21 protein-coding genes and 1 pseudogene are annotated in these 18,510 nt (G+C 57.6%); 17 read left to right on the forward strand and 5 right to left on the reverse strand.

Features of this window, described 5'->3' with window-relative positions; translation table 11 throughout:
- Positions 1–23: 23 nt before the first annotated feature.
- Positions 24–206 carry a hypothetical protein gene (locus CVS29_RS18555; RefSeq protein ID WP_211315168.1) on the reverse strand — a complete coding sequence of 61 codons (183 nt, stop codon included), beginning with the start codon at positions 204–206 and terminating at the stop codon, positions 24–26.
- Positions 207–291: 85 nt separating this feature from the next.
- On the opposite strand from CVS29_RS18555, the gene CVS29_RS16930 reads away from it, so the two are divergent.
- On the forward strand, positions 292–1,038 hold the full coding sequence (locus CVS29_RS16930) for a formylglycine-generating enzyme family protein (RefSeq protein ID WP_110107662.1): 747 nt from the start codon (positions 292–294) through the stop codon (positions 1,036–1,038).
- A 750-nt stretch (positions 1,039–1,788) separates the two neighbouring features.
- On the opposite strand, the gene CVS29_RS18725 is transcribed toward CVS29_RS16930, so the two are convergent.
- Together CVS29_RS18725 and CVS29_RS16945 are read right to left on the reverse strand one after the other, a co-directional pair.
- A complete protein-coding gene (locus CVS29_RS18725) occupies positions 1,789–2,184 on the reverse strand; it encodes a GNAT family N-acetyltransferase (RefSeq protein ID WP_211315169.1) in 396 nt (131 codons plus the stop codon).
- Positions 2,185–2,586: 402 nt separating this feature from the next.
- A complete protein-coding gene (locus tag CVS29_RS16945) occupies positions 2,587–3,060 on the reverse strand; it encodes a hypothetical protein (RefSeq protein ID WP_110107665.1) in 474 nt (157 codons plus the stop codon).
- A gap of 392 nt (positions 3,061–3,452) precedes the next feature.
- Between CVS29_RS16945 and CVS29_RS16950 the strand changes: the two genes are divergently transcribed.
- The 9 genes and pseudogenes from CVS29_RS16950 (at position 3,453) to CVS29_RS16990 (ending at position 9,079) form a co-directional block, all read left to right on the forward strand.
- Positions 3,453–3,716: a type II toxin-antitoxin system Phd/YefM family antitoxin gene (locus CVS29_RS16950; protein ID WP_110107668.1), complete on the forward strand. Its 264-nt coding sequence runs from the start codon at positions 3,453–3,455 to the stop codon at positions 3,714–3,716.
- On the forward strand, positions 3,713–3,973 hold the full coding sequence (locus CVS29_RS16955) for a type II toxin-antitoxin system RelE family toxin (protein ID WP_110107669.1): 261 nt from the start codon (positions 3,713–3,715) through the stop codon (positions 3,971–3,973). The genes CVS29_RS16950 and CVS29_RS16955 overlap by 4 nt, the downstream gene beginning before the upstream one ends.
- A 331-nt stretch (positions 3,974–4,304) precedes the next feature.
- Complete coding sequence (locus CVS29_RS16960; protein WP_110107671.1) at positions 4,305–4,532, forward strand: hypothetical protein; 228 nt, start codon at positions 4,305–4,307, stop codon at positions 4,530–4,532.
- A gap of 200 nt (positions 4,533–4,732) precedes the next feature.
- Entirely contained in the window at positions 4,733–5,761 is a 1,029-nt protein-coding gene (locus CVS29_RS16965; RefSeq protein WP_110107673.1) for a PDDEXK nuclease domain-containing protein, read from the forward strand.
- 411 nt (positions 5,762–6,172) lie between these two features.
- Positions 6,173–6,414: pseudogene (locus CVS29_RS16970) on the forward strand (IS110 family transposase); the annotation flags it as partial.
- Between the two features lie 72 nt (positions 6,415–6,486).
- Positions 6,487–6,894, forward strand: a complete 408-nt coding sequence (locus CVS29_RS16975; RefSeq protein WP_110107675.1) for a DUF3021 domain-containing protein — start codon at positions 6,487–6,489, stop codon at positions 6,892–6,894.
- 253 nt (positions 6,895–7,147) lie between these two features.
- Positions 7,148–7,879: a hypothetical protein gene (locus CVS29_RS16980; protein WP_110107677.1), complete on the forward strand. Its 732-nt coding sequence runs from the start codon at positions 7,148–7,150 to the stop codon at positions 7,877–7,879.
- A gap of 65 nt (positions 7,880–7,944) precedes the next feature.
- Positions 7,945–8,148 carry a hypothetical protein gene (locus CVS29_RS16985; protein WP_110107679.1) on the forward strand — a complete coding sequence of 68 codons (204 nt, stop codon included), beginning with the start codon at positions 7,945–7,947 and terminating at the stop codon, positions 8,146–8,148.
- A gap of 301 nt (positions 8,149–8,449) precedes the next feature.
- Positions 8,450–9,079 carry a hypothetical protein gene (locus CVS29_RS16990; protein ID WP_146213099.1) on the forward strand — a complete coding sequence of 210 codons (630 nt, stop codon included), beginning with the start codon at positions 8,450–8,452 and terminating at the stop codon, positions 9,077–9,079.
- A 241-nt stretch (positions 9,080–9,320) separates the two neighbouring features.
- Here the strand turns inward: CVS29_RS16990 and CVS29_RS19125 are convergent, their stop codons facing one another.
- The gene (locus CVS29_RS19125) at positions 9,321–9,623 is read right to left on the reverse strand and encodes a recombinase family protein (RefSeq protein WP_281268053.1); all 303 of its coding nucleotides are present in this window, start codon (positions 9,621–9,623) and stop codon (positions 9,321–9,323) included.
- 64 nt (positions 9,624–9,687) lie between these two features.
- On the opposite strand from CVS29_RS19125, the gene CVS29_RS17000 reads away from it, so the two are divergent.
- Together CVS29_RS17000 and CVS29_RS17005 are read left to right on the forward strand one after the other, a co-directional pair.
- The gene (locus CVS29_RS17000) at positions 9,688–10,032 is read left to right on the forward strand and encodes a hypothetical protein (protein WP_110107682.1); all 345 of its coding nucleotides are present in this window, start codon (positions 9,688–9,690) and stop codon (positions 10,030–10,032) included.
- 432 nt (positions 10,033–10,464) lie between these two features.
- Complete coding sequence (locus tag CVS29_RS17005; RefSeq protein ID WP_110107684.1) at positions 10,465–11,106, forward strand: hypothetical protein; 642 nt, start codon at positions 10,465–10,467, stop codon at positions 11,104–11,106.
- A gap of 100 nt (positions 11,107–11,206) precedes the next feature.
- Here CVS29_RS17005 and CVS29_RS17010 read toward each other — a convergent pair whose 3' ends face one another.
- Positions 11,207–11,539, reverse strand: coding sequence for a hypothetical protein (locus CVS29_RS17010; RefSeq protein WP_211315170.1), 333 nt, complete (start codon positions 11,537–11,539; stop codon positions 11,207–11,209).
- Positions 11,540–12,752: 1,213 nt separating this feature from the next.
- Here CVS29_RS17010 and CVS29_RS17015 point away from each other — a divergent pair.
- From CVS29_RS17015 to CVS29_RS17035, 5 genes are all read left to right on the forward strand, one after another.
- A complete protein-coding gene (locus CVS29_RS17015; protein WP_110107688.1) occupies positions 12,753–14,309 on the forward strand; it encodes a DUF2079 domain-containing protein in 1,557 nt (518 codons plus the stop codon).
- Complete coding sequence (locus tag CVS29_RS17020) at positions 14,306–15,043, forward strand: hypothetical protein (RefSeq protein WP_110107689.1); 738 nt, start codon at positions 14,306–14,308, stop codon at positions 15,041–15,043. Before CVS29_RS17015 ends, CVS29_RS17020 begins: the two co-directional genes overlap by 4 nt.
- Positions 15,044–15,479: 436 nt before the next feature.
- The gene (locus tag CVS29_RS17025) at positions 15,480–16,067 is read left to right on the forward strand and encodes an RNA polymerase sigma factor (protein WP_245932313.1); all 588 of its coding nucleotides are present in this window, start codon (positions 15,480–15,482) and stop codon (positions 16,065–16,067) included.
- Positions 16,042–17,076, forward strand: coding sequence for a CU044_5270 family protein (locus tag CVS29_RS17030; RefSeq protein WP_110107691.1), 1,035 nt, complete (start codon positions 16,042–16,044; stop codon positions 17,074–17,076). Before CVS29_RS17025 ends, CVS29_RS17030 begins: the two co-directional genes overlap by 26 nt.
- Positions 17,077–17,434: 358 nt before the next feature.
- Positions 17,435–18,457, forward strand: coding sequence for an Abi family protein (locus CVS29_RS17035; RefSeq protein ID WP_110107693.1), 1,023 nt, complete (start codon positions 17,435–17,437; stop codon positions 18,455–18,457).
- Positions 18,458–18,510 lie beyond the last annotated feature (53 nt).

Consider the following 18,510-nt stretch of genomic DNA (forward strand, 5'->3'; position numbering starts at 1 on the left):
TCGCTGTTTCTACTATCTGGTTTTCAGCCAATCACCTCGAAGATCGTAGCTAGGCCTTCTGGGTGCATGGGTAACAACTCGCCGCCCTCAGTGACGCCAGTGATGTCAGGGACGAGGAACTCCTTGCCACTGATGCTGGAGCCGCGGCTGACACGGCGAGCGTATGCATAGCTGTCCCGTAGGAGGTTCCTCACCGGAACTGCCAAAGTGCGACTTTTCAGCTCCGACGGGCGCATGAATCCACGGGTCGGTCGACGAACGGGTGACAGGACTACATGGGAGCATTGTGGAATGTCTACGTTTGATCTTCGACCTCTACCGGCCGGACAAGTGGAACTGCACGACGCTCGACGGCAGCGTCGATGGGTTGTCCAGCTGGAACCATTCGAGATCGGGGCCGTCCCTGTCACCACAGCCCAGCACGCGCAGCTGATGGGTAATGTCGGACCAGCCTCCCAATCGCCGCTAGTGGATATTAATTGGCTGGACGCCGTCAAGTTTTGTAATGCAGCGTCAGTGAGCGAGGGCCTTGACCTTGCCTACGCCTTTGACGCAGGAGAGGTGATTTGGCGGACGACAGCCTCCGGGTACCGCTTACCCACTGAAGCTGAGTGGGAATATGCGTGCCGCGCTGGCACCGTTGGGCCACACTACGGACCCCTCGATGCTATTGGGTGGACATCGAATGACAAGCTGGAAAATCCTGAAGACGTTGGCCTAAAGCAGCCCAATGCCTTCGGACTTCACGACACCCTCGGAAACGTCTGGGAATGGTGCTGGGATCTGCTCGACCCTGCCCGGTACGGCGATTACCATGTTTTTCGTGGGGGAGGTTTTGCTGATAAACAGTGGAGCGTGCGGGCCTCGACGCGTCGTGGCGGTGCGCCTGGGATGAGTCACCCAGATCTCGGCCTACGTCTGGCGCGGGGTGCCTTCCAAGATGCGGTAACAGTTCAAGGCTGGTCAGCGGAGGCTGATTCTGAACGTGGAAAGATCACTGGCATGTTGCCATCAGGGTGGACGCCCAGGCAACACTAACTCTGTTCAATATTGAACAGCTTGTGGGCATATCGGTGAGTGTCCGCAGGAGGTTCCTCGAATGGATACCCTGAAGTGATCAGGACTACTCTTTGTCCGGCGGGTAGTGATGGAGGATAGGTGCATGGTCAGCGCGGTGAAGGGTGAAGGTTGTGTAATTCGAGTTGGGGGCCGATCGTGAGGTGATGTCATGCAATTGCTACACAGCGCAAATGTCTTGCTCAATGTCCACGCCGAGACGCTGCTCGCTCACCCCGCCTTCGACGCACCAGAGAGTCGAAGCTTACGAATCGTGGAAAGAACGGTAGAGGAGCTTGGCTTCGAGCGCGGGGCTACTTGGTCACGGGTCTTCGCCGCTGCGAAAAACCAAGGCCTCGAACTTTGCCCCTTGGTGACGGGCCCCTACCTCCGATTGGCGATGATGGAGCAGGCGGACGCGCCGGACTCGGTCTTGTCTGCAGGCCGCGCCCCGACTGGAGCAATCCACGTCGCTTCCGAGCCGCCGAGCGGAGACGTGGAGTATCCGAAGGGGTTCTACATCCGTGTCGTGGGCGGGCGGGCATGGCTCAGGGGTTACCGGTGCGATGACACGTACGAGTGGCCGCCAGAACAGCGGCTCGCATTCGTACTGCCAGCTGCCCGACAAAGCGCGAGCTCATTCTCGGGCCACGGGAAGGGGTAGCGATCCCGATGCCGCTTCGCGTTCCGGTGGTGGTTCCACCTACGGGCGGCGTCGCGCGGAATTGCTTTCTAGACGTTGAAGAATGGACGGGCTTTTGCCAGGCCGGTAACGACCAGATCCGCGGGGTCGGTCGGTACCCAATCTGAAGCATCGAGGCGAAGACGGTCGGAGACTACGGCTCGCCCGGCGAGAACGTCCCGCGAGATGCCATCGTGAAGGTATCCGAGCCGACGCGAGACGCCTTGCGAACCAACATTGTCCTGGAACACCTCGGTCAGCGCGGTGACGGCTCCCAGTTCCTCAAAAGCAAGACCCAGCAAGGCCGTCCGGGCCTCAGTACCAATACCCTGCCGCTGAAATTCAAGGCCAAGCCACGATTCGGTTTTTACTTCACGCAGTACAGGAAAATTGCGTGCCTTCAGCGTGACCATGCCTACTGGCTGGTCTCCTCGGAATACGCCCATTTCCAATGCCCAAGCCTCCGCACACCACGCGCCCGGCGGCTCCAGTGCTGTTGCATCACGTGAAGTGCCCGCTCACGAGGAGGAAGGTCTGTCCATGGTGTCAGAAAAGGCTGCTCACCAGGCTCGTGTACGCCGTTGGCCGCGACCTGAGCGAACTCGGATAACTCCTCATCGTTTGGAACGCGGAGTTCCAAACGCTTGGTTGCCAGCTTCAAGTGGGCGAGAGGCCAGTAATCGTTCAGCACTTCGCCAGTATCGCACGGCAGCGTCCACCGGTTTACGTTTAGGCATGCGAGGAAACGCATGCCAACTTCCGCCACTGCCCCGCAGAAGGTTCCGCTTCCGGACGGACTCATAGGCTGGCCAAAGCCATGCCGAAGCTGGTTGGCACCACCTGAGTATCTAGCTGTGTTTTGCCCGACGTTCCCGCCGCTCCTGCCGCTGAATGCCACGCAACGTTGTCGGTACTTGCGCATACTCCACACGCCAAACTCTGACCGCACAACTGGTGATTGTCACTAGAGCTATCGTCGACAGCAACCACATCCCAAAGCCACCAATATCAGCAGTTGCCCCCGCAGGGCTCCCGTATGACATCAAAAATCCACTTGTCACAACAACACATGCCGCAAAGAATGCGCAGAGAATGGACAGCCAACGAAATGCCCTGTTCTTTTTAAACAGTCCCCTGGGCGCCGCCACCAGCAAAGTCAATGGAGTCGCGACGGCGAAAACAATTGCGGCTATGAAGGCGGGCACGTACATTGCATCTGTGAGCGGTAATCCGATCCCACAGAACCCTACCAACACGGCAAGTGCAACAGGAATCGCCTGCCGTCCGGACTTCTGTGACTTGTCGACCCAATCCAATTCCATACGAACCCCCAAGTATCGGCGTAAGCCGCAACAGGCATCTTCCAAATCTCGGATGCATGCACAGCATAACCCGACGGGAATCATGACTCGTGGCGTTTGATGACCGGGGCGGTCACGGCGAGGCAACCCACCCCGGCGCAACGGCCTTTACGGTCCGCAGGAAAGCAATCAAACAGCCACGAATGCTAGGAACAAATCACCGTGGTCGAGTTCGCCATGCACTGCGCAGTCACCCTATGAATATCAACCGCAACGACCAAACCTTCGAATTATGACCGGCCCGTCCCAGTGAACGTTCCCCTCTGGAATTGCCGGAGACAAGGGGAGATGGAGCCGACTTTGGGTGAAAGAATCGTCGTGTCAAATGTGTACACAAGTGCTACTGTGGTTACATGAACACGATTACTTCATCCGTCACAATTCGGGCACTTCGCGATGGTCTCGCTGATGCTGTGGGCCGTGCTAGCTACGGGCATGAACGCGTGCAGATTACGAAGAACGGCAAGCCGGCGGCTGTGCTTATTGGCCCCGATGACTTTGAACTGCTGGAGCAACTGGAAATGTTCCGTGATGTCGCTGAATACCGGGCGGCTAAGTTGGCTGATGACGGTGAGCGCGTCAGCCTGAGTGAACTGCGTGCTGAGCTAGACGCGTGAGTTCTTACCGCATTGAATTCACCACCGCGGCCGCGAAAGAACTCAGAAAGCTTGACCCCGGAATCCGACGCCGCATCCTGTCCGGCATCGCCGAACTTGGGCAGGACCCCCGCCCTGCTGGTTGTAAAAAGCTGGCCGGCGAAAGTACTGCTTGGCGGATCCGCGTTGGTGACTACCGGATACTCTACGAAGTTGTCGACAACCTTCTCCTCGTTACCGTGGTTCGAGTGGCCCACCGCCGCGAAGTCTACAAATAACCATCCGGCTGCGTTTTAATTACTTAGATATCCAAAACTTTGGGCATACTCAACGCGCATTAACGGATGGGATCGCCAGTAGCAGAACGTGCAGCACCTCGGTTCCTGAGGACCTCAGGCCCGATAAGCGCCAAATTTCAGTAAGCGGTCCCGTATCCCGTTCCCCTCTGGAATTGCCTTGGCACGACTTTTCAGCTCCAGCGCCCGCATGATTCCACGGGCCGGTGTCCGACCGGCTAACGAGACAGTTCGCCAATTTCTATACGGGACACCCGGCGCGGGACGCACTTCGCTGCTACCCAAATTCTTGCTGCCGTTCTAGGGTGGGGTCATGGTGGATTGGGAAGCAGCCAGCCGACAAAGCGACGTGCGATTGTGGCGAGCCATGTTCTGGATTCACATCGTACTTTTAGTGCTCGGAATCGTTAGTCTGCTTCTCGTTATTTTTGGGTCCGAGGGCAATCCCGACCCGTGGGCACTGGTGCCAGGCATCGCCATAGTCGTCATGGTGGCAATCTTGCTGCCCAACTCTTACAAGAAGTGGCAATCAAACAGATAAGCCAGAAACTCCGTACGATCTGCGAAGGCGTGACCATGGGCAAATGTTGTCCTGCGGACTAGGCGCCGGGCGGTCAAGGTTCCCCAGTGGGCATGACCGCGGCTGGCCTCCACGCCTAGAAGTTTGACTGCCAGAACATACTGGAGGTGGGTTGGGAATAAGTGAATGTTTGGTCAAGAGGCGTTGGGTAGTCTTGATTGATGACATCCGGAGACCTTTCCCCTCTTCCCGACGACTATGCCCAGGTGCTGGCTTCGTTGAAGGATCGGGTTCGTGAAGCAAGGATTACTGCCCAGCGCAGAGTCAATACGGAACTCATTAGCCTGTACTGGGGCATTGGGCAGCAAATACTTGCGCATCAAGACAACCAAGGATGGGGTGCCGGCGTCATCCGCCGTTTGGCTGAGGACCTAGGTACCGAGTTTCCGCTGATGAAGGGTTTTTCCCAACGCAACCTGCAGTACATGCGGACGATGGCCAGCGCTTGGGGACCTGAGTCAAATGTGCCACAGCTTGTGGCGCAATTGCCGTGGGGACATATCCGCACCATTCTTGACAAGGCAGAAACCCCTCAAGCGCGTGATTGGTATGCCGCCGCCGTGGAATTCGGATGGTCCCGCAATGTCCTGCTGAACATGATGATGAATCGTTCCATGGAACGCACGGGGACTGCGCCGTCTAACTTCAGGCAGCATTTGGCTGCCATGGACTCGGAGCTGGCGCAACAAGTGGCCAAGGACCCTTATGCCTTTGAGTTTCTGGGGCTCTCGGGCGAGGTGGCAGAAAGAGACCTGGAACAGGCGCTCATGGACCGTATCGTGGAGACACTGCGGGAATTGGGCCCAGGATTCGCCTTTGTCGGTCGCCAAGTTCATATGGAAGTGGACGGAGACGACCTTTACATTGATCTCTTGTTCTTCCATGTCGAGCAGCTGCGCTACTTCGTCATCGAACTAAAAACGGGGAAGTTCCAACCCGAATTCGCTGGGAAGCTGAATTTCTATGTCGCGTTGGTCGATGACAAACTACGACGCCAAGCTCACGCGCCGACAGTCGGAATTCTCATCTGCGGCAGCAAGAACGATCACACCGTTCGATACGCCCTTGGACGTTCCACCTCGCCCATGGCTGTGGCCGCTTACACCTATGATCAGCTCACCAACGAGGATCGTGCGATACTCCCACCAGAGGAACAGCTCACCGCAGCCCTCGATACCCTCCCGGAATGAGCAATCCTGAGCCGGGAACAAAACACCCGGCTAGAAACCCTGTTGGTATATAGCCAGCGATGAAAAGCGAAGCCTAGACCGTCCCGCAGGAGGTTCCCTCAACGGACAGGCTCTGGGCAGTTTCCAATGGCAAGGGATAGTCCCGCGGTTCCCTGGCTCAACTTGCTTCTATGGCCCAGTTCTCCTATGGCTGTCACTAGGGGCAATCTAGTGAGAAATTCCGCTTACTTCTGGGGAATATCTGGGTCTGGGGTTGTGTGAGGTTGGGTTCTTGGGTTCACGGGCTTGGGTGTCCAAGAAACGTGAAAAGGATTCTAATCTGACGGATTCCGCCACTACATCGGACGCCTCGTTGGGATATACCCCAACCGAACCTTCGATTGTCCCTGGCGACACCTTCAGGAGTGCCGGGCCTACTCCGGGAACACGGTCGGGCACCGACTCAACTGGGGCAGTGACCGATCACTGAACAGTGCCCTGCACATGGTCGCGCTCGTCAGGATGACCCATGACACCAAGACTCATGAATACGTGGAAAACGACGAACCGAAGGGCGCACCGACAAGGAAATCCGCCGCTGTATCAAGCGCTACCTGGCCCGCCGTATTTACCGCGCACTCAATGCATCAGCAAAAGCAACAAAAACGGCTTGACGGACATAGAAGAGTCTAGGTAGCCGAGGGTGACATCGGGAGTGGTCTGGCGCTCCGTGATACGTTGGCGCTATGTCTACCCTTCACCTCGGACTCATTCTGGCTGGTGTGCCACTTGTCGTCCTCGGGGTAATGGGAGTTGCGCTGCTTGCTGAAGGGGACTCGGCCACCGCGCGAAGCACATTCGCGGTCGGCGTGATCGCCGCGGCCACAGGCGGCACATCGGTGATCTACCAAGTTGATCGGTGGAAGCTGTCCTTCCAATCAGCAATTCATTTCGTGATCATGCTCTTCACCGTACTACCGGCAATGTTTTTGAGCGGCTGGTTCACCCTCGCCAGTCCTCTCGCATATCTCGCAGTAATCGGAGTTTTTCTCGCGGCAGGGCTGTTAATATGGCTGGTGATGTTCTTCGTTTTCGGAGTGATTCTGTCCAAACGAGGACCAAACCGGAAAGAAACCACGATCAAACGTGACTGATTCCGATTCTGAACACCCTTGCCCCAAAGACCCCTACGCCACGCCGCCCACCTTGGAATTACTCATCTAGTGGGCGTTCTTGGCGGCATCCCAATGGAAGAGGCATCGAGGAGTTCATGACAGCTGTTCGCAGTTCCTCCGGCTGCATTCGCCGCCCGGAGCTCACCACATCAGCGTCGATCAGTTGTCATCTCGTTCGCTGCGAACCATCTGCACTTTCCCAAATTTTGGGCCACAGTAGTGTGCGTTGCCGGTGCTTTTCGCGAGTGGGGAACTGATCGCCGTGGGTCGAGACGGACTGTCCGGCACCGCAAAGAGAGGCACGCTGACGCCGCCGCACTCGTATCTTTATCTTGCGCTGTACGCCTTCGCTCTCGTCGGGTTCGAGATAGTGCTCCTCGCTGTTGAACCAGTGCTCGGGTTACCGCCAGCTAGTTTCCTTGCGCAGATTGTGCACTGGGCTCTCACTATCGTCATCTGGGTTGTTGGTGTGATCGGTTTGACGGCGTGGGCCCTTCGTCGAACCGATTTCACGTTGCGCGGTAAGGCAGCACCGCGGACCAGCACCCTGCGGGGGCTGGTTGTTACCGTTCTCGTAGTTGCCACACTGGCCGCGCAATGGGTGCTTCAGGGAGGTGTGTTTCCGCCAGTTGCAGAGCACACTGCGTTTTCGGAACGCTTCGGCCACGCGGGGACAGCGGCCTGGCTTGTGCAAGTTGCGTACTACTGTGCCGAAGTAGCCGTCATAGTTTTGATCATTGGATTTGGTCAGCGAGCGGGCGACCGCTGGTTCCGACGACAGTGGGTGCCGTGGGGCGGCATTATGCTGGCGATGACCTGGGGTCTTGTCCACTTCCTCACTCAGGATGCGGGTACTGGGATCTATGGCGTCGCTCTGTCCCTGGTCATGGGAACCGTTTATACCTTTACCGGTAAAAGTCTGCTCATCACGTACCCGCTGCTGCTCGTGGTATTCATCCTCTGAGTACGCCAACGAAGCTGGTCGGTATCTCGTCAAAATTTGTGCAGTACCGCATGTAGGATCGGTCCATGGCCGATAAAGGAAGCAACCGAAAACACCGAAGCTTCATTGAATCGCTGCCCGGCATCGGTATAAGTGTGGGCGCATTGGTGGGGATCGCGATCGGAGCCGCTATCGCCGGAGCACAAGGCCTCGCGCTGGGCATCGCCATTGGCGCTGCACTCGGCTTAGTAGCAGGATCGATCGCACGGCTGTGGTGTCGGCGGTCGTGACACGTCGACGGGCAGCATTGTCTATGCGTAACCAGTAGTTTTCAGAACTAGTCTGCAAAAAAACTGGGGCCGGATGCATTCACCGCGGGCCTCGTGGCACGCCACAGAGTGTGAGTACCGGCCCGTTTGAGGGTGATGGTCCTTCACCAGGAATATGGTTCACTCGACTTGTGCGGTTGAATGAGTGCAATTTTGGGGGTTGTGTGTGCCTTGCCCGGTGATCTGGCGATTAGAGTGGCAAGAAGAGTTGGGGCAGCCGACGCGCCTCAACTCTCGGTCGACAGAGTCGGGAAAGTTGGCCATGCTCAGACGCTATCTCACGTACGACAGGTTGATTGTTCGCTTCTTGTCGCTGCTCGCAGTCGTCGCGGTTGCGTTCGTCGCTGTGTGGGGCGCGAGCTATTGGCTGTTGCCGGAGGGGTTGTTGATGGGTCGCACCGGCGCACACGCCCTCGCGGGGACTGGCCTGGCAGGAGGCAGCGTGTGGCTGGAATGGATACGAATCCTTAGCCTCAACCTGGCGCTTGCTGCTGTCTTCATGGTGTCCGGTAATCTAATCATCACCAAGCGCGGCTACCCTTTTGGCTACGTAAGCGTAGTGCTGGTTGGGGTTATTTTTGCCGTGGCGGTCGGGACCAACTCCTTCACTATCCCCATGCCAGTGAGGATGCCGCCTTCACTGGCCATTCTCGGTAGTTCTGGAGCCTACGAGATCATGGCCTACGTCCTTGCGGTTGCAGCCACGACCTCGATTGGCAGATGGCGTATCAGACGATGGTGGGCGATTCACGGGACCACGGAACGAGTCAGGCTTGTAAAGGACAGGTCAACCATCACGGAGCGCAACCTGGGCGTCGTGTTGGCATTCGTTGTTCTTGCCGCAGCGTGTGCCTGGGAGGCTGTACAGATCTCAGCTGACTTGTCCTCATGATCGATCAGTGCGAGGCGGTTGGTCAAGCAGATGGGGCCCTTACGCCCACGACCTTTTGCTTTGGCGCTAGCGAGGCGGGCTCTGTTCCAGGGAACGACACGGAAGCGCTGCTGCTGCCCGCCGGTCTACTCATCCGGCCGCCGAGTCACGCGGGCCCGGATTCCCCAGTGTCCGCCACTATGGGGTCTGGCCTGCAGCGGAACAGTGGTTGGCGCTAAGGATTTTGTTCTTGCGGCATGGTTCAGGGATTGCTGGTTGGCAGGTGGCGGTAGACGGATGCGCGGGAGACGCCCAGTGCCTTGGCGATTTGGGTGGGGCTTTCCCCGTTGCCGGCTCTGGCCTGGGCGGCTGCGAGGGTATCGGTATTCATGACGGTGGGTCGGCCGCCGGTGCGGCCTTGGGCGCGGGCGGCTGCGAGGCCGGCCATGGTGCGTTCTCGGATCATGTCGCGTTCGAGTTCGGCGAACGCGGCCATCATGATGAAGAAGAACTTCCCTTCTCCGGTCGGACTGTAGGTTCCGGTCAGGGTTCCTTCACTGGCCATTCGTTCTGCCTGCCGATTTCTCCGCCAGCCAAGGCAGCGCGGTGACATGTGACACACTGAGGCTATGAGCGGTAAATATCTGACTCGTGTCGCGGCTGCATTCTTGGTCGTCGTTGCCATGACTGGCTGTACCTCCGGCCCGCAATCCGGAAGCGTTGAAGTCGAAGTTCGCGCTATGCGGCCCGGAGCTCAAGGTGGCTCTTACGAGGTGAAAATCATTGGCCCTGATGGAGACTTAGCCGATGCGCAAGAAGTCGCAGTGGGCTCTACTTACGGCGTCGAAGGTATCCCCTTTGGTTGGATCTCAGTCGAGGCAACGTCAGGGTGCAAAGCTAAGACAGAGCTGACCTCAGAGTCGCCCACGCTGCGAATGGTAATAGACGGGGAAGACTGCGCTCTCTCTGATTAGCCCATTCGATCACTCGCCTAGACCGCCGCTTCATCTGACCTCCAGCGACAGCTATCGGAATCTCAGGGCCCTCAAAATATTGCATTCGAGCGCACTGTCCCGCAGATGGTTCCCCTCTGGAACTGCCAGGGAGAGACTTTTCAGCTCCAGCGCCCGCATGATTCCACGGGCCGGTGTCCGACCGGCTTGCGGGACGGTTCCACTGCGTCTATACGGTGCACCCCTTTCGAAGGATGCGAGAATTCTAAATACAAGGAGAACTCGTTCTTTTCGGCTATGGAATTTAGGAGAATTTCCCGACTCTGCTGCAGAGCGGCGAACTCTGGTCGTACAGTGTGATCAGGCGATTAGCTTCTTGGCGGTTGTGGTGTTTTCAAATCCAAGGGCGGCCCGAACGGCGATACCGAACTAGGAAGTGTGGTTAAGTAAGTGATGAGCTCTCGAACACATCCAGGGGAGGTGGCACTTTGTGATGCTCTGGTGGGCGCCGGATTTAAGAAGCGCGCCGATGGGATTTTCACTATAGTCCTCGACGACGATGTTCTCGGCATTCTCGGACTGAACTACGCAAGCCGTGCCGGAGGACCTGGTGAGTTGAACATGAACCCAATATGTGGTGTGCGCATTCAGTCGCTGGAACGCAGCGTGGCCGACATTACTGGCCGAAAGTACAGTCAGTACATGCCGGCAACTGTGTCAGAACCGCTCCGGTATTTGGTTCCAATCGAACATCGAATGGACTGGATCCTGACGCGTGAAAACCCCGAGAAGAATGCTGCTGTCATCGCAGACATTCTCGCCAGCCTAGAGTCGTATGGTTTGCCTTACATGCGCGAGAGGGCGACTCTTGAGGCCATGGCTCAGGCGCTAGTGGCGAAGGAAGGCCACAGATGGCAGACAGTGTTCCGTGCGCCTGTCGCGTTGTGGCTTCTCAACCGTAATGAGGAAGCCCTAAGCGCCATGGAGGCCCAGCTCACCGAAATCGGGAGTCAAGAAAACGCGGCCTATAACGACTACCGGGCCTTCGCCTCAGCTCTAAAACGGCGTATCGCCGAATCGGCTGCCCTGCCATAGTTTGACGTGCCGTCTGCCGTTCTGCCATTGACACTCACCATAGAACCAAAGTGGTTGGTTGCCAGACTAGCTTGCCGACCCAGCACTGGTAAGGTCTTTGCTAATTTCGAAGGGCCTCCAACTGCGGATCAAAGCACACCAGGCCATGTTCACTGGCAAGTTGCGCGGCAAACTCGGCTGCTTCTTCGGCCTTGCTGTAGACCATGGCGAAATAGATGATAGGTCCTGCAGCATTGTTCATCATGGGCCCGTCGGCCCATGGTGTTTCGTCCTCGTCCTCGTCCTCGTTGTCGAAATCCAGGTCGGGCCATCTGGCCAATAACGCTTCGACGTACGTTCGGATTCTCGTTGTTGGTTCTGGAGCAGGTTCGAGATTGAGAATTGCCATGTTCATTTCCAAGGCGGCATTCAATTCGTAGTCCGAGTTGGGCATTTCACCCTCCCATACAGCAAGGTCATAACTCACATTGACTCTCCGATCTGTTCGATGCGATCGTGGCTCCATCCAAGCCGAGCCTCCAAACTGCACCACCGACGCAACAACCAAGCCCAGGAATGGGGTGACTCAATCCGCCGTTCCCTACCAGTCTTACCGTCGCTTTCGGTAAAGCTATCACCCCCGGCGACAGTATTAACCCGCAACATGCGAGTTCCGACCATGGAAATGAGCTCAAATCTGCCAGACAAAAGTACAGTCATCTGGTTCTGCCAGGTAGGGATTGGGGTTGGAACCGGCGAGCAGAAATCGACTGCGACGGTGGTAAATTCGAGGCCACCCGATGGGCGCATGAACGCGCCGTCCTGTCCTTCGCCTCATGGTTGGGATCCATAATCGTTATCTCTTAGCCGCAAGTTTCGCTCCATCGCGGAGCCGCGCCGACATTCCAACTGGAAACGTCAGTGTCCATCGCTACGCCGATGTCCCGTCGTAGCACCTTACCCAGCCCAATTCCTACGGTCATTCCTGGCGGACCCCATTATTGGAAACACCCTGCTGTCGGTCATCACCGGTTCTTGCCATGGTCAGCGGTGTCAAAATCCGGGCAACAACACAGTGGATTAACCCATCCGCCCGAGCTCTGTCGCAGCTAAGAAACTAACTGCCAAGGAAAACAACGAAACGTGTCCCGCGGAACGTTCCATCTCCGGCATAGGAGAGAAACTTCGCTGGTTGCTCCTCACGGCTCATTGGTGGTGTGCTCTTGGCCTGCTGGACTGTCTCCTTCCCGACTTTTGAGTTCCATCCAAGCCCGAATTGCTTGATAAACGCAGAAGCTACCAAGGGCCAGCGCAGCGACAGCTACCCACGTTTTGATAGAAGAGTCTCGTTCAAAGAGCACAAAGGAGGAGATAAAGAAGCTTGCCGCTAAAACGAAACGATTATTCCTGAACGCCCGCACCTGTACGACTGATGACTGCCGCAACTTGTCTCCATTCATAGCTAAAGGTAACAAGCTGACGACGGGATATATAGGTCCTGGCAACGTCCCGTAGCGGGTTCCCCTGAGGAATGCTGGTACCTTGCTGTGTCCGCTTACCCTGAAATTACACTGCCAGTCCAAGGAATCGGTTAGCTGATCTTCAACTATCGCAAAGAGATGACAAGCCTTCGCCCGTAGACTTGGCAGCTGGCTTAAGGGGAATGTATGGCAGTGGAAGTGTTGGACGGTCCGCAAGATTCGTTGGCTGTGGTTCAGTCGTGGTGGCGACGTATTGTGGCCCGAGTAGGAACACCTTTCCGCGGAGAACTTCGCGCGGTGAGCATACTGGCGTTCCTTGCTACACTCACGTATTCAACGTTGTCGATGCTCCGCTACAGCACTTTCCGCTCTTCCGGGTATGACCTGGGCATTTTCGATCAGGTGGTGCGGCAGTATTCGGCATTCATGGGCCCCTACAGTGAGATCAAGGGCCTGACCTACAACATTCTCGGCGATCACTTCCACCCCATCATCGCCATCCTGGGCCCCTTGTATTGGCTCTGGAATGACCCACGCATGCTCGGCATAGCACTGGCCGTCTTAGTGGCCTCGTCGATCTATCCCGTGTATTTGTTTTGCCGGGCCAGGCTGGGGCCTTGGGCTTCTCTTGCAGTATCGGCCGGGTACGTGTTCTGGTGGCCGATCCAGTCCCTAGTGAACTTTGACTTCCACGAGATAGCGTTCGGCGTCCCGCTGATGGCCTGGATCATCCTTGCCCTGGATCGAAACCGGTACATAGCCGTGGGTGTGCTCTCCGTCATCCTTCTCGGGGTGCGGGAAGACATGGGGTTCATGGTCATGGCCATCGCCCTGATCATAGCCCTGCGTCGCCGATGGAAGCTTGCCCTGGCACTGTTGGCGACCGGGGCAGCGGGCTACCTTTTCACTACCGGACGATTCATCCCTCACTTCAACAAGTCCGGCAGCTTTGGATACTGGGAATACACAACCTTGGGGCCCACCATGGGATCGGCGATAGCGTTCATGGCGGCCCACCCGCTCAAGACCGCGGCCATCCTGTTCGATAACGGCACCAAGCAGTTCCTCTGGGCTGCCTTGTTCTTTCCTTTGTGGTTACTTCCGTTGGCATCCCCGTACGTACTGCTCGCGGCCCCCATCCTCGCCAGCCGGCTCCTCAGTGACCGGCCGGGGACCTGGTCCACGGCGTTCCAATACAACGCCATCCTCGCCCCGATCCTGGTCCTAGCCGCCGTGGATGTCCTCTCGAAACTCGTGAAACGGTTTCCTCGCATTCAGGCAGCAAAAGTGTGGGCGCCGGCCGCCTTCACCATGTCCGTCGCGGTTGGTATCGCCTTCATCCCTGGGCTCTTTCCCATCCATAACCTGGTAACGGGCAAAACCTGGGAACACACCGCACACATGGCAGCCCAACAACGAGTGGTCAACATGATCCCCTCAGGCGTCTGCGTGGAAGCCGACGACAGGCTCGTCCCACACCTGACCAACCGGACCAATGTGGGGCTGCTCGGCCGGCAGGTGGACTACGCCAACTGGGCCGTCATCGACTTCGCCCAGACCGACACCGGGGGCGGCGGCGATGGCAACTTCACCCCATTCGACGCCCTACGGTTCAAGGAAAACTACGGATTCCGGATCGTCCACCAAGATGACGGCATCGTGCTCCTCTATCGCCCCTACCTACCCGACCGAGACGCACCTGAACTGTGCTCATCGCCCTACCAGTCAGGACGCAACGAATGACGGTCCGCACATGTGTGGTTCATCCCCGGTCACGACGCGCCCGGGCGGTGCGCATGCTGGCAGCAATCGCCGTCGCCCTCACCTTGCTGACCGGCTGCGCCACGCAAAAACTCACGCCGTTGAACGTCTCCGGCGTACAACGACTCACCACGGCGGAACGCTTTTCCGTGACAACCAACGGCATCTACCATGGCTGGTGGGATGAAAAGCCATTGCCCGGCCAACCCACAAATCTTGCTATTTTCAGCACGAGCACGAACACAGTCATCCAACGCGTGGGCAACCCACCGAAACTTACTAAAGCGAACCTTGAATTCTTGAGAAGCAGCAAATGGGCCGCCAACGTCATCCTCGTGCTCGACCCGGCACGCAACCGAATCCTTGAAAGCTTCGCCGTTGATCCCGCCGGCAACCCCACCTGCGACTCGGTCGAGCAGACAACGATCAATGGCTACATCGGCTGGTGGAACAGCACGCCCGAAGACGGCGACGTCACCGGGCTACCCAACGAAACAGTCCAAATCAACACCAGAACCAACACAGTCATAGACGGGTTCAACCGCACCACAAAGAGCACCCACATCAAGTACACGGTCCCCCCGGATCCGGCCTGGCCCAAGAATTCAATCATCATCATCGACACCGCCACCAACAAAGTCACGTACAGCTTCCCCGTGGAAGCCGACGGAACCCCCAGTTCAATGAAATCGCACGGCAACGGTTGCACACCATAGTCACTTACCCGACCACATATCCTTCCCGCAGAGGGTTCCGCAGCGGACAGCCCAACAGATCCCAAAACTACTGTTGCCTCCGGTGATCCGGCCGGCCTCTGATCGACCGGCTTGCGGGACAACTTTAAACGTATGTGTGAAACACGCCTTACGGTCATGGATGGCATTTTAGTTGCCATCGAGGTGTCCTCCCACGGGTACGGACGACTGCTCAGCTAAGTACTGAGTTTGTGCCGACGGAGATGATGACAGTGGTTAGGAATCTTGGGAATGGCCTCTTTGCTAGGGTTGAAGCGCGACCGGGGCTAGTGCGCTTTCGTCCCAGCGCCCACCCACCTAATATCGATTCGGCGGCCTGTCCATCCGTTTCCTAGACATATTCTGAAGGTTTCCATTTCTCCGTGAACTATTTTCCTCCCAACGGGCAATAGATAGTGTGACTACAGACGCCGACATCATTCGCAGATCCCGTGAGAGCCCTCAGGCCTTCACCGAGCTCTACGACAAATACGCACGCATGATCCACAGGTACGCCGCCCGCCGCGCCGGTGAATCGGCAGCCGAAGACGTTATGGCCGAAACCTTCCTCGTCGCCTTTGAACGGCGGGACTCCTTCGACCAAGCAAGGAACGATGCCAGGCCCTGGCTATTTGGCATCGCAACGAACCTGCTGCGCAAGCATCACAGGACCGAGGCAAAAATGCTGAAGGTCTTGGCGAAGTCTTCGGGCCGTGATTCCTATGCGGACAGCACTGACAGGATTGCCGAGCGGCTGGACGCTGCGGTAGCCGCCTCGGCCATGGCCGGTGCGCTGCGCGCACTCTCTGCAGCTGATAGGGAATGCATCCTTCTCTTCGCCTGGGCGGAGCTGAGCTATGAGGGCATTGCCGAGGCAACCAAGGTGCCGATCGGCACTGTGAGGTCACGACTCAACCGGGCCCGCCGCATCCTAAAGGACGCCGCCGGCCCTTTCCGAAACGACACCGAGGAGGCAGAGCATGGACGAGCTCAAGCTACTGCGTGAAATGCGTAACGACATTCCAATCGTCAAGGATTCAGTGATCGACAGCGGCCGTCATCAGCTGCTCCATCGCATCGCCCCTGGGGGTGTCAAGAAAAGCAAACGCCGTCCCCGGAAGGCCTTGCGCATCACCCTAATGACAACAGCAACGCTCGGACTTGTCACGGCTCTGGTGGGTGGGAACGTGATTGGTTTGGCAGGCTGGCGGGGAGCTGCCAGCGCCGAGGCAGCCGAAGTTCTGAACAACGCGGCGTCTATGTCCATCAAAACTGTGGATCCCGTTGTGGGACCGGGCCAGTATTTGAAGATCGACAGTACCAATCTGTGGATGAGTACCTACGGTGTGCAGGATGCCTCGGGGAGCGTCGGTTCCAACACCACAGTTGAATGGCTTGATACCGAAAAGATGTCCTTCTACGTGCCCGCAGACCGCGACCAGGAATGGGTCTGGGACCGCTCGGGTCGCGTACCTACCACATTCTTTAGCGCGCAGGCCAAGGAAACTGCCTTGGAGCAAGCGAAGGACATCGGTGACACCTCCGAGCACCTCAGGGCAGCCAACGGCGCCTTTTACGGGTCGCCCAGCACTTTTCCCACTGAAAAGGAACTGGCCGGATACTCCAGGGACCCGCGCATGCTGCTCAACGGCATCTATCTAAAGACCCTTGGTGCCGGCCAGTCCCTTGACGGTGAAGCACTAGTCTGGATTGCTGACCTGCTACGCACGGGCCTAGTACCTGCCGATTTACGTGCGGCACTTTACCAGGCCGCAGCACTCATTCCAGGGGTTTCCGTCACCGACAACCAAGCCACATTGGACGGCCAAAGCGGGGTGGCAATCGGCCGGGTTGAAGGCGCATCAAACATTCGCCAAGACGTCATCATAGACCCTGCCACGGGCCAGTTAATTGGAGAACGACAGGTCGCTCTTGAAGCCATGGGCTCGGTACCGGCCGGGGCAACGATCGGCTGGACAACCATCCGCACCACCGTGGTTAACTCCTTGCCCTAAGCAGCGTTTGCCAACGCGGTACACAAAAAACTTGCCTGTGCGAGTGGTTCAACGAACGGGACCACTCGCACAGGCAGACACCTCTCTAGCCTTTTCCTGCATCCGGTAGCAAGGCGACATTCAGCAAAGTCTCCATGACCCGTATAAGGTTCCTCCGGCGGGCGGTGATTGGCGAAGCGACCATCCACAAGCTGTAAGGACTGGGCCCTTGTGTGCGTCAGAAACGTTAGCCCCAGTTGCCAGGCAATGCGGCCCGGCCCCTGTCAGCGAAGTGTGCTAGCTTGTAGTTATCAGACATCGCCCCCCTCTGAGCCTCGGCTCAAGGGGGCGATTTTCATTGGGCGACAAGCGGTGATGCGTGGAGTATACAAAGGAATTCAAGGAACGCGACGAGCTACTTCGACAACTCGAAGCCGACGGACTCGCCATTCCTGACCGAGTCGAGGCACTTAATTTCCTGACCCGCGTAGGGTACTTCCGTTCCGGGGCATACCGATACGTCTTTCGACAGTTGCTCCCATCCGACAAGGTGAACGAGCGCCTGCGGCAGTACCGCCAAGACCAGTACATCCCCGGCGCGAGTATCGAGCACGTGATGCAGCTGGAGGCATTCGACTTCAAGTTGTCGCGGGTCTGTTTGGAGGGGCTTCTGGACTTCGAGGTTCGGCTGAGGGCTGCAATCGCCCACACCCTGGCAGCAAAGGACGTCGCCGCCCATTCGCTTATCCGTTGTCTCGACGCAGACGCCTGCGGGAAACCCAGCGGCGAGCAGACCAAATTCGATGCATGGATGGAAACATGCCGGGAGGCGGTGCGGTCCGGTTCAGAAGACGAGGACTTCATCGCGCATCATTTGCTGAAGTATCCGAATCAGCCAATGCCGATTTGGGCCCTGACTGAAGTGCTGAGCTTCGGAAAATTCCCATACTTGTTCGAGCTGATGCAGACACCAGGTGCTCGTGAGGTGGCACGTATGTTCGGATTCGCACACCCGCGTCCATTCGGAGCCGTGCTCCGCATGATGGTCGATTTCCGCAACACATGTGCCCACGGCTCCCGTCTGTACAATCGAGCCTTCAAACGGTCGCTCTCAATCCGAGCGCACGAAACTGTGGGCACCTCACTTGCGCACTTGATCGCGCCGGATTTCACGGCCACACCCAAGCCGAACCAAAGGCTGTACATTTACGCAGCTACGCTTGCGTTCATGCTCATGTCTCATTCAAGCGGATCGGGCTGGAATATGACTTTCAAGACTCAAGTCAAAAAGCTCAACGTCGAGCTCGAGGCACCAGACGGGTCCATGCTCGTCTCCCCGGAGGTGGGCATGGGATTCCCTCGGAACTGGCTGGACCTGGACCTCTGGCAACCAAGGCGCTAATAATCGTGCCGGCTGACAGCCACCGCCGTACGGTCCCAGCCGGCCTGCTGTTT

The organism is Arthrobacter psychrochitiniphilus, from assembly GCF_003185915.1.
Classification (GTDB): Bacteria; Actinomycetota; Actinomycetes; order Actinomycetales; family Micrococcaceae; genus Specibacter; species Specibacter psychrochitiniphilus.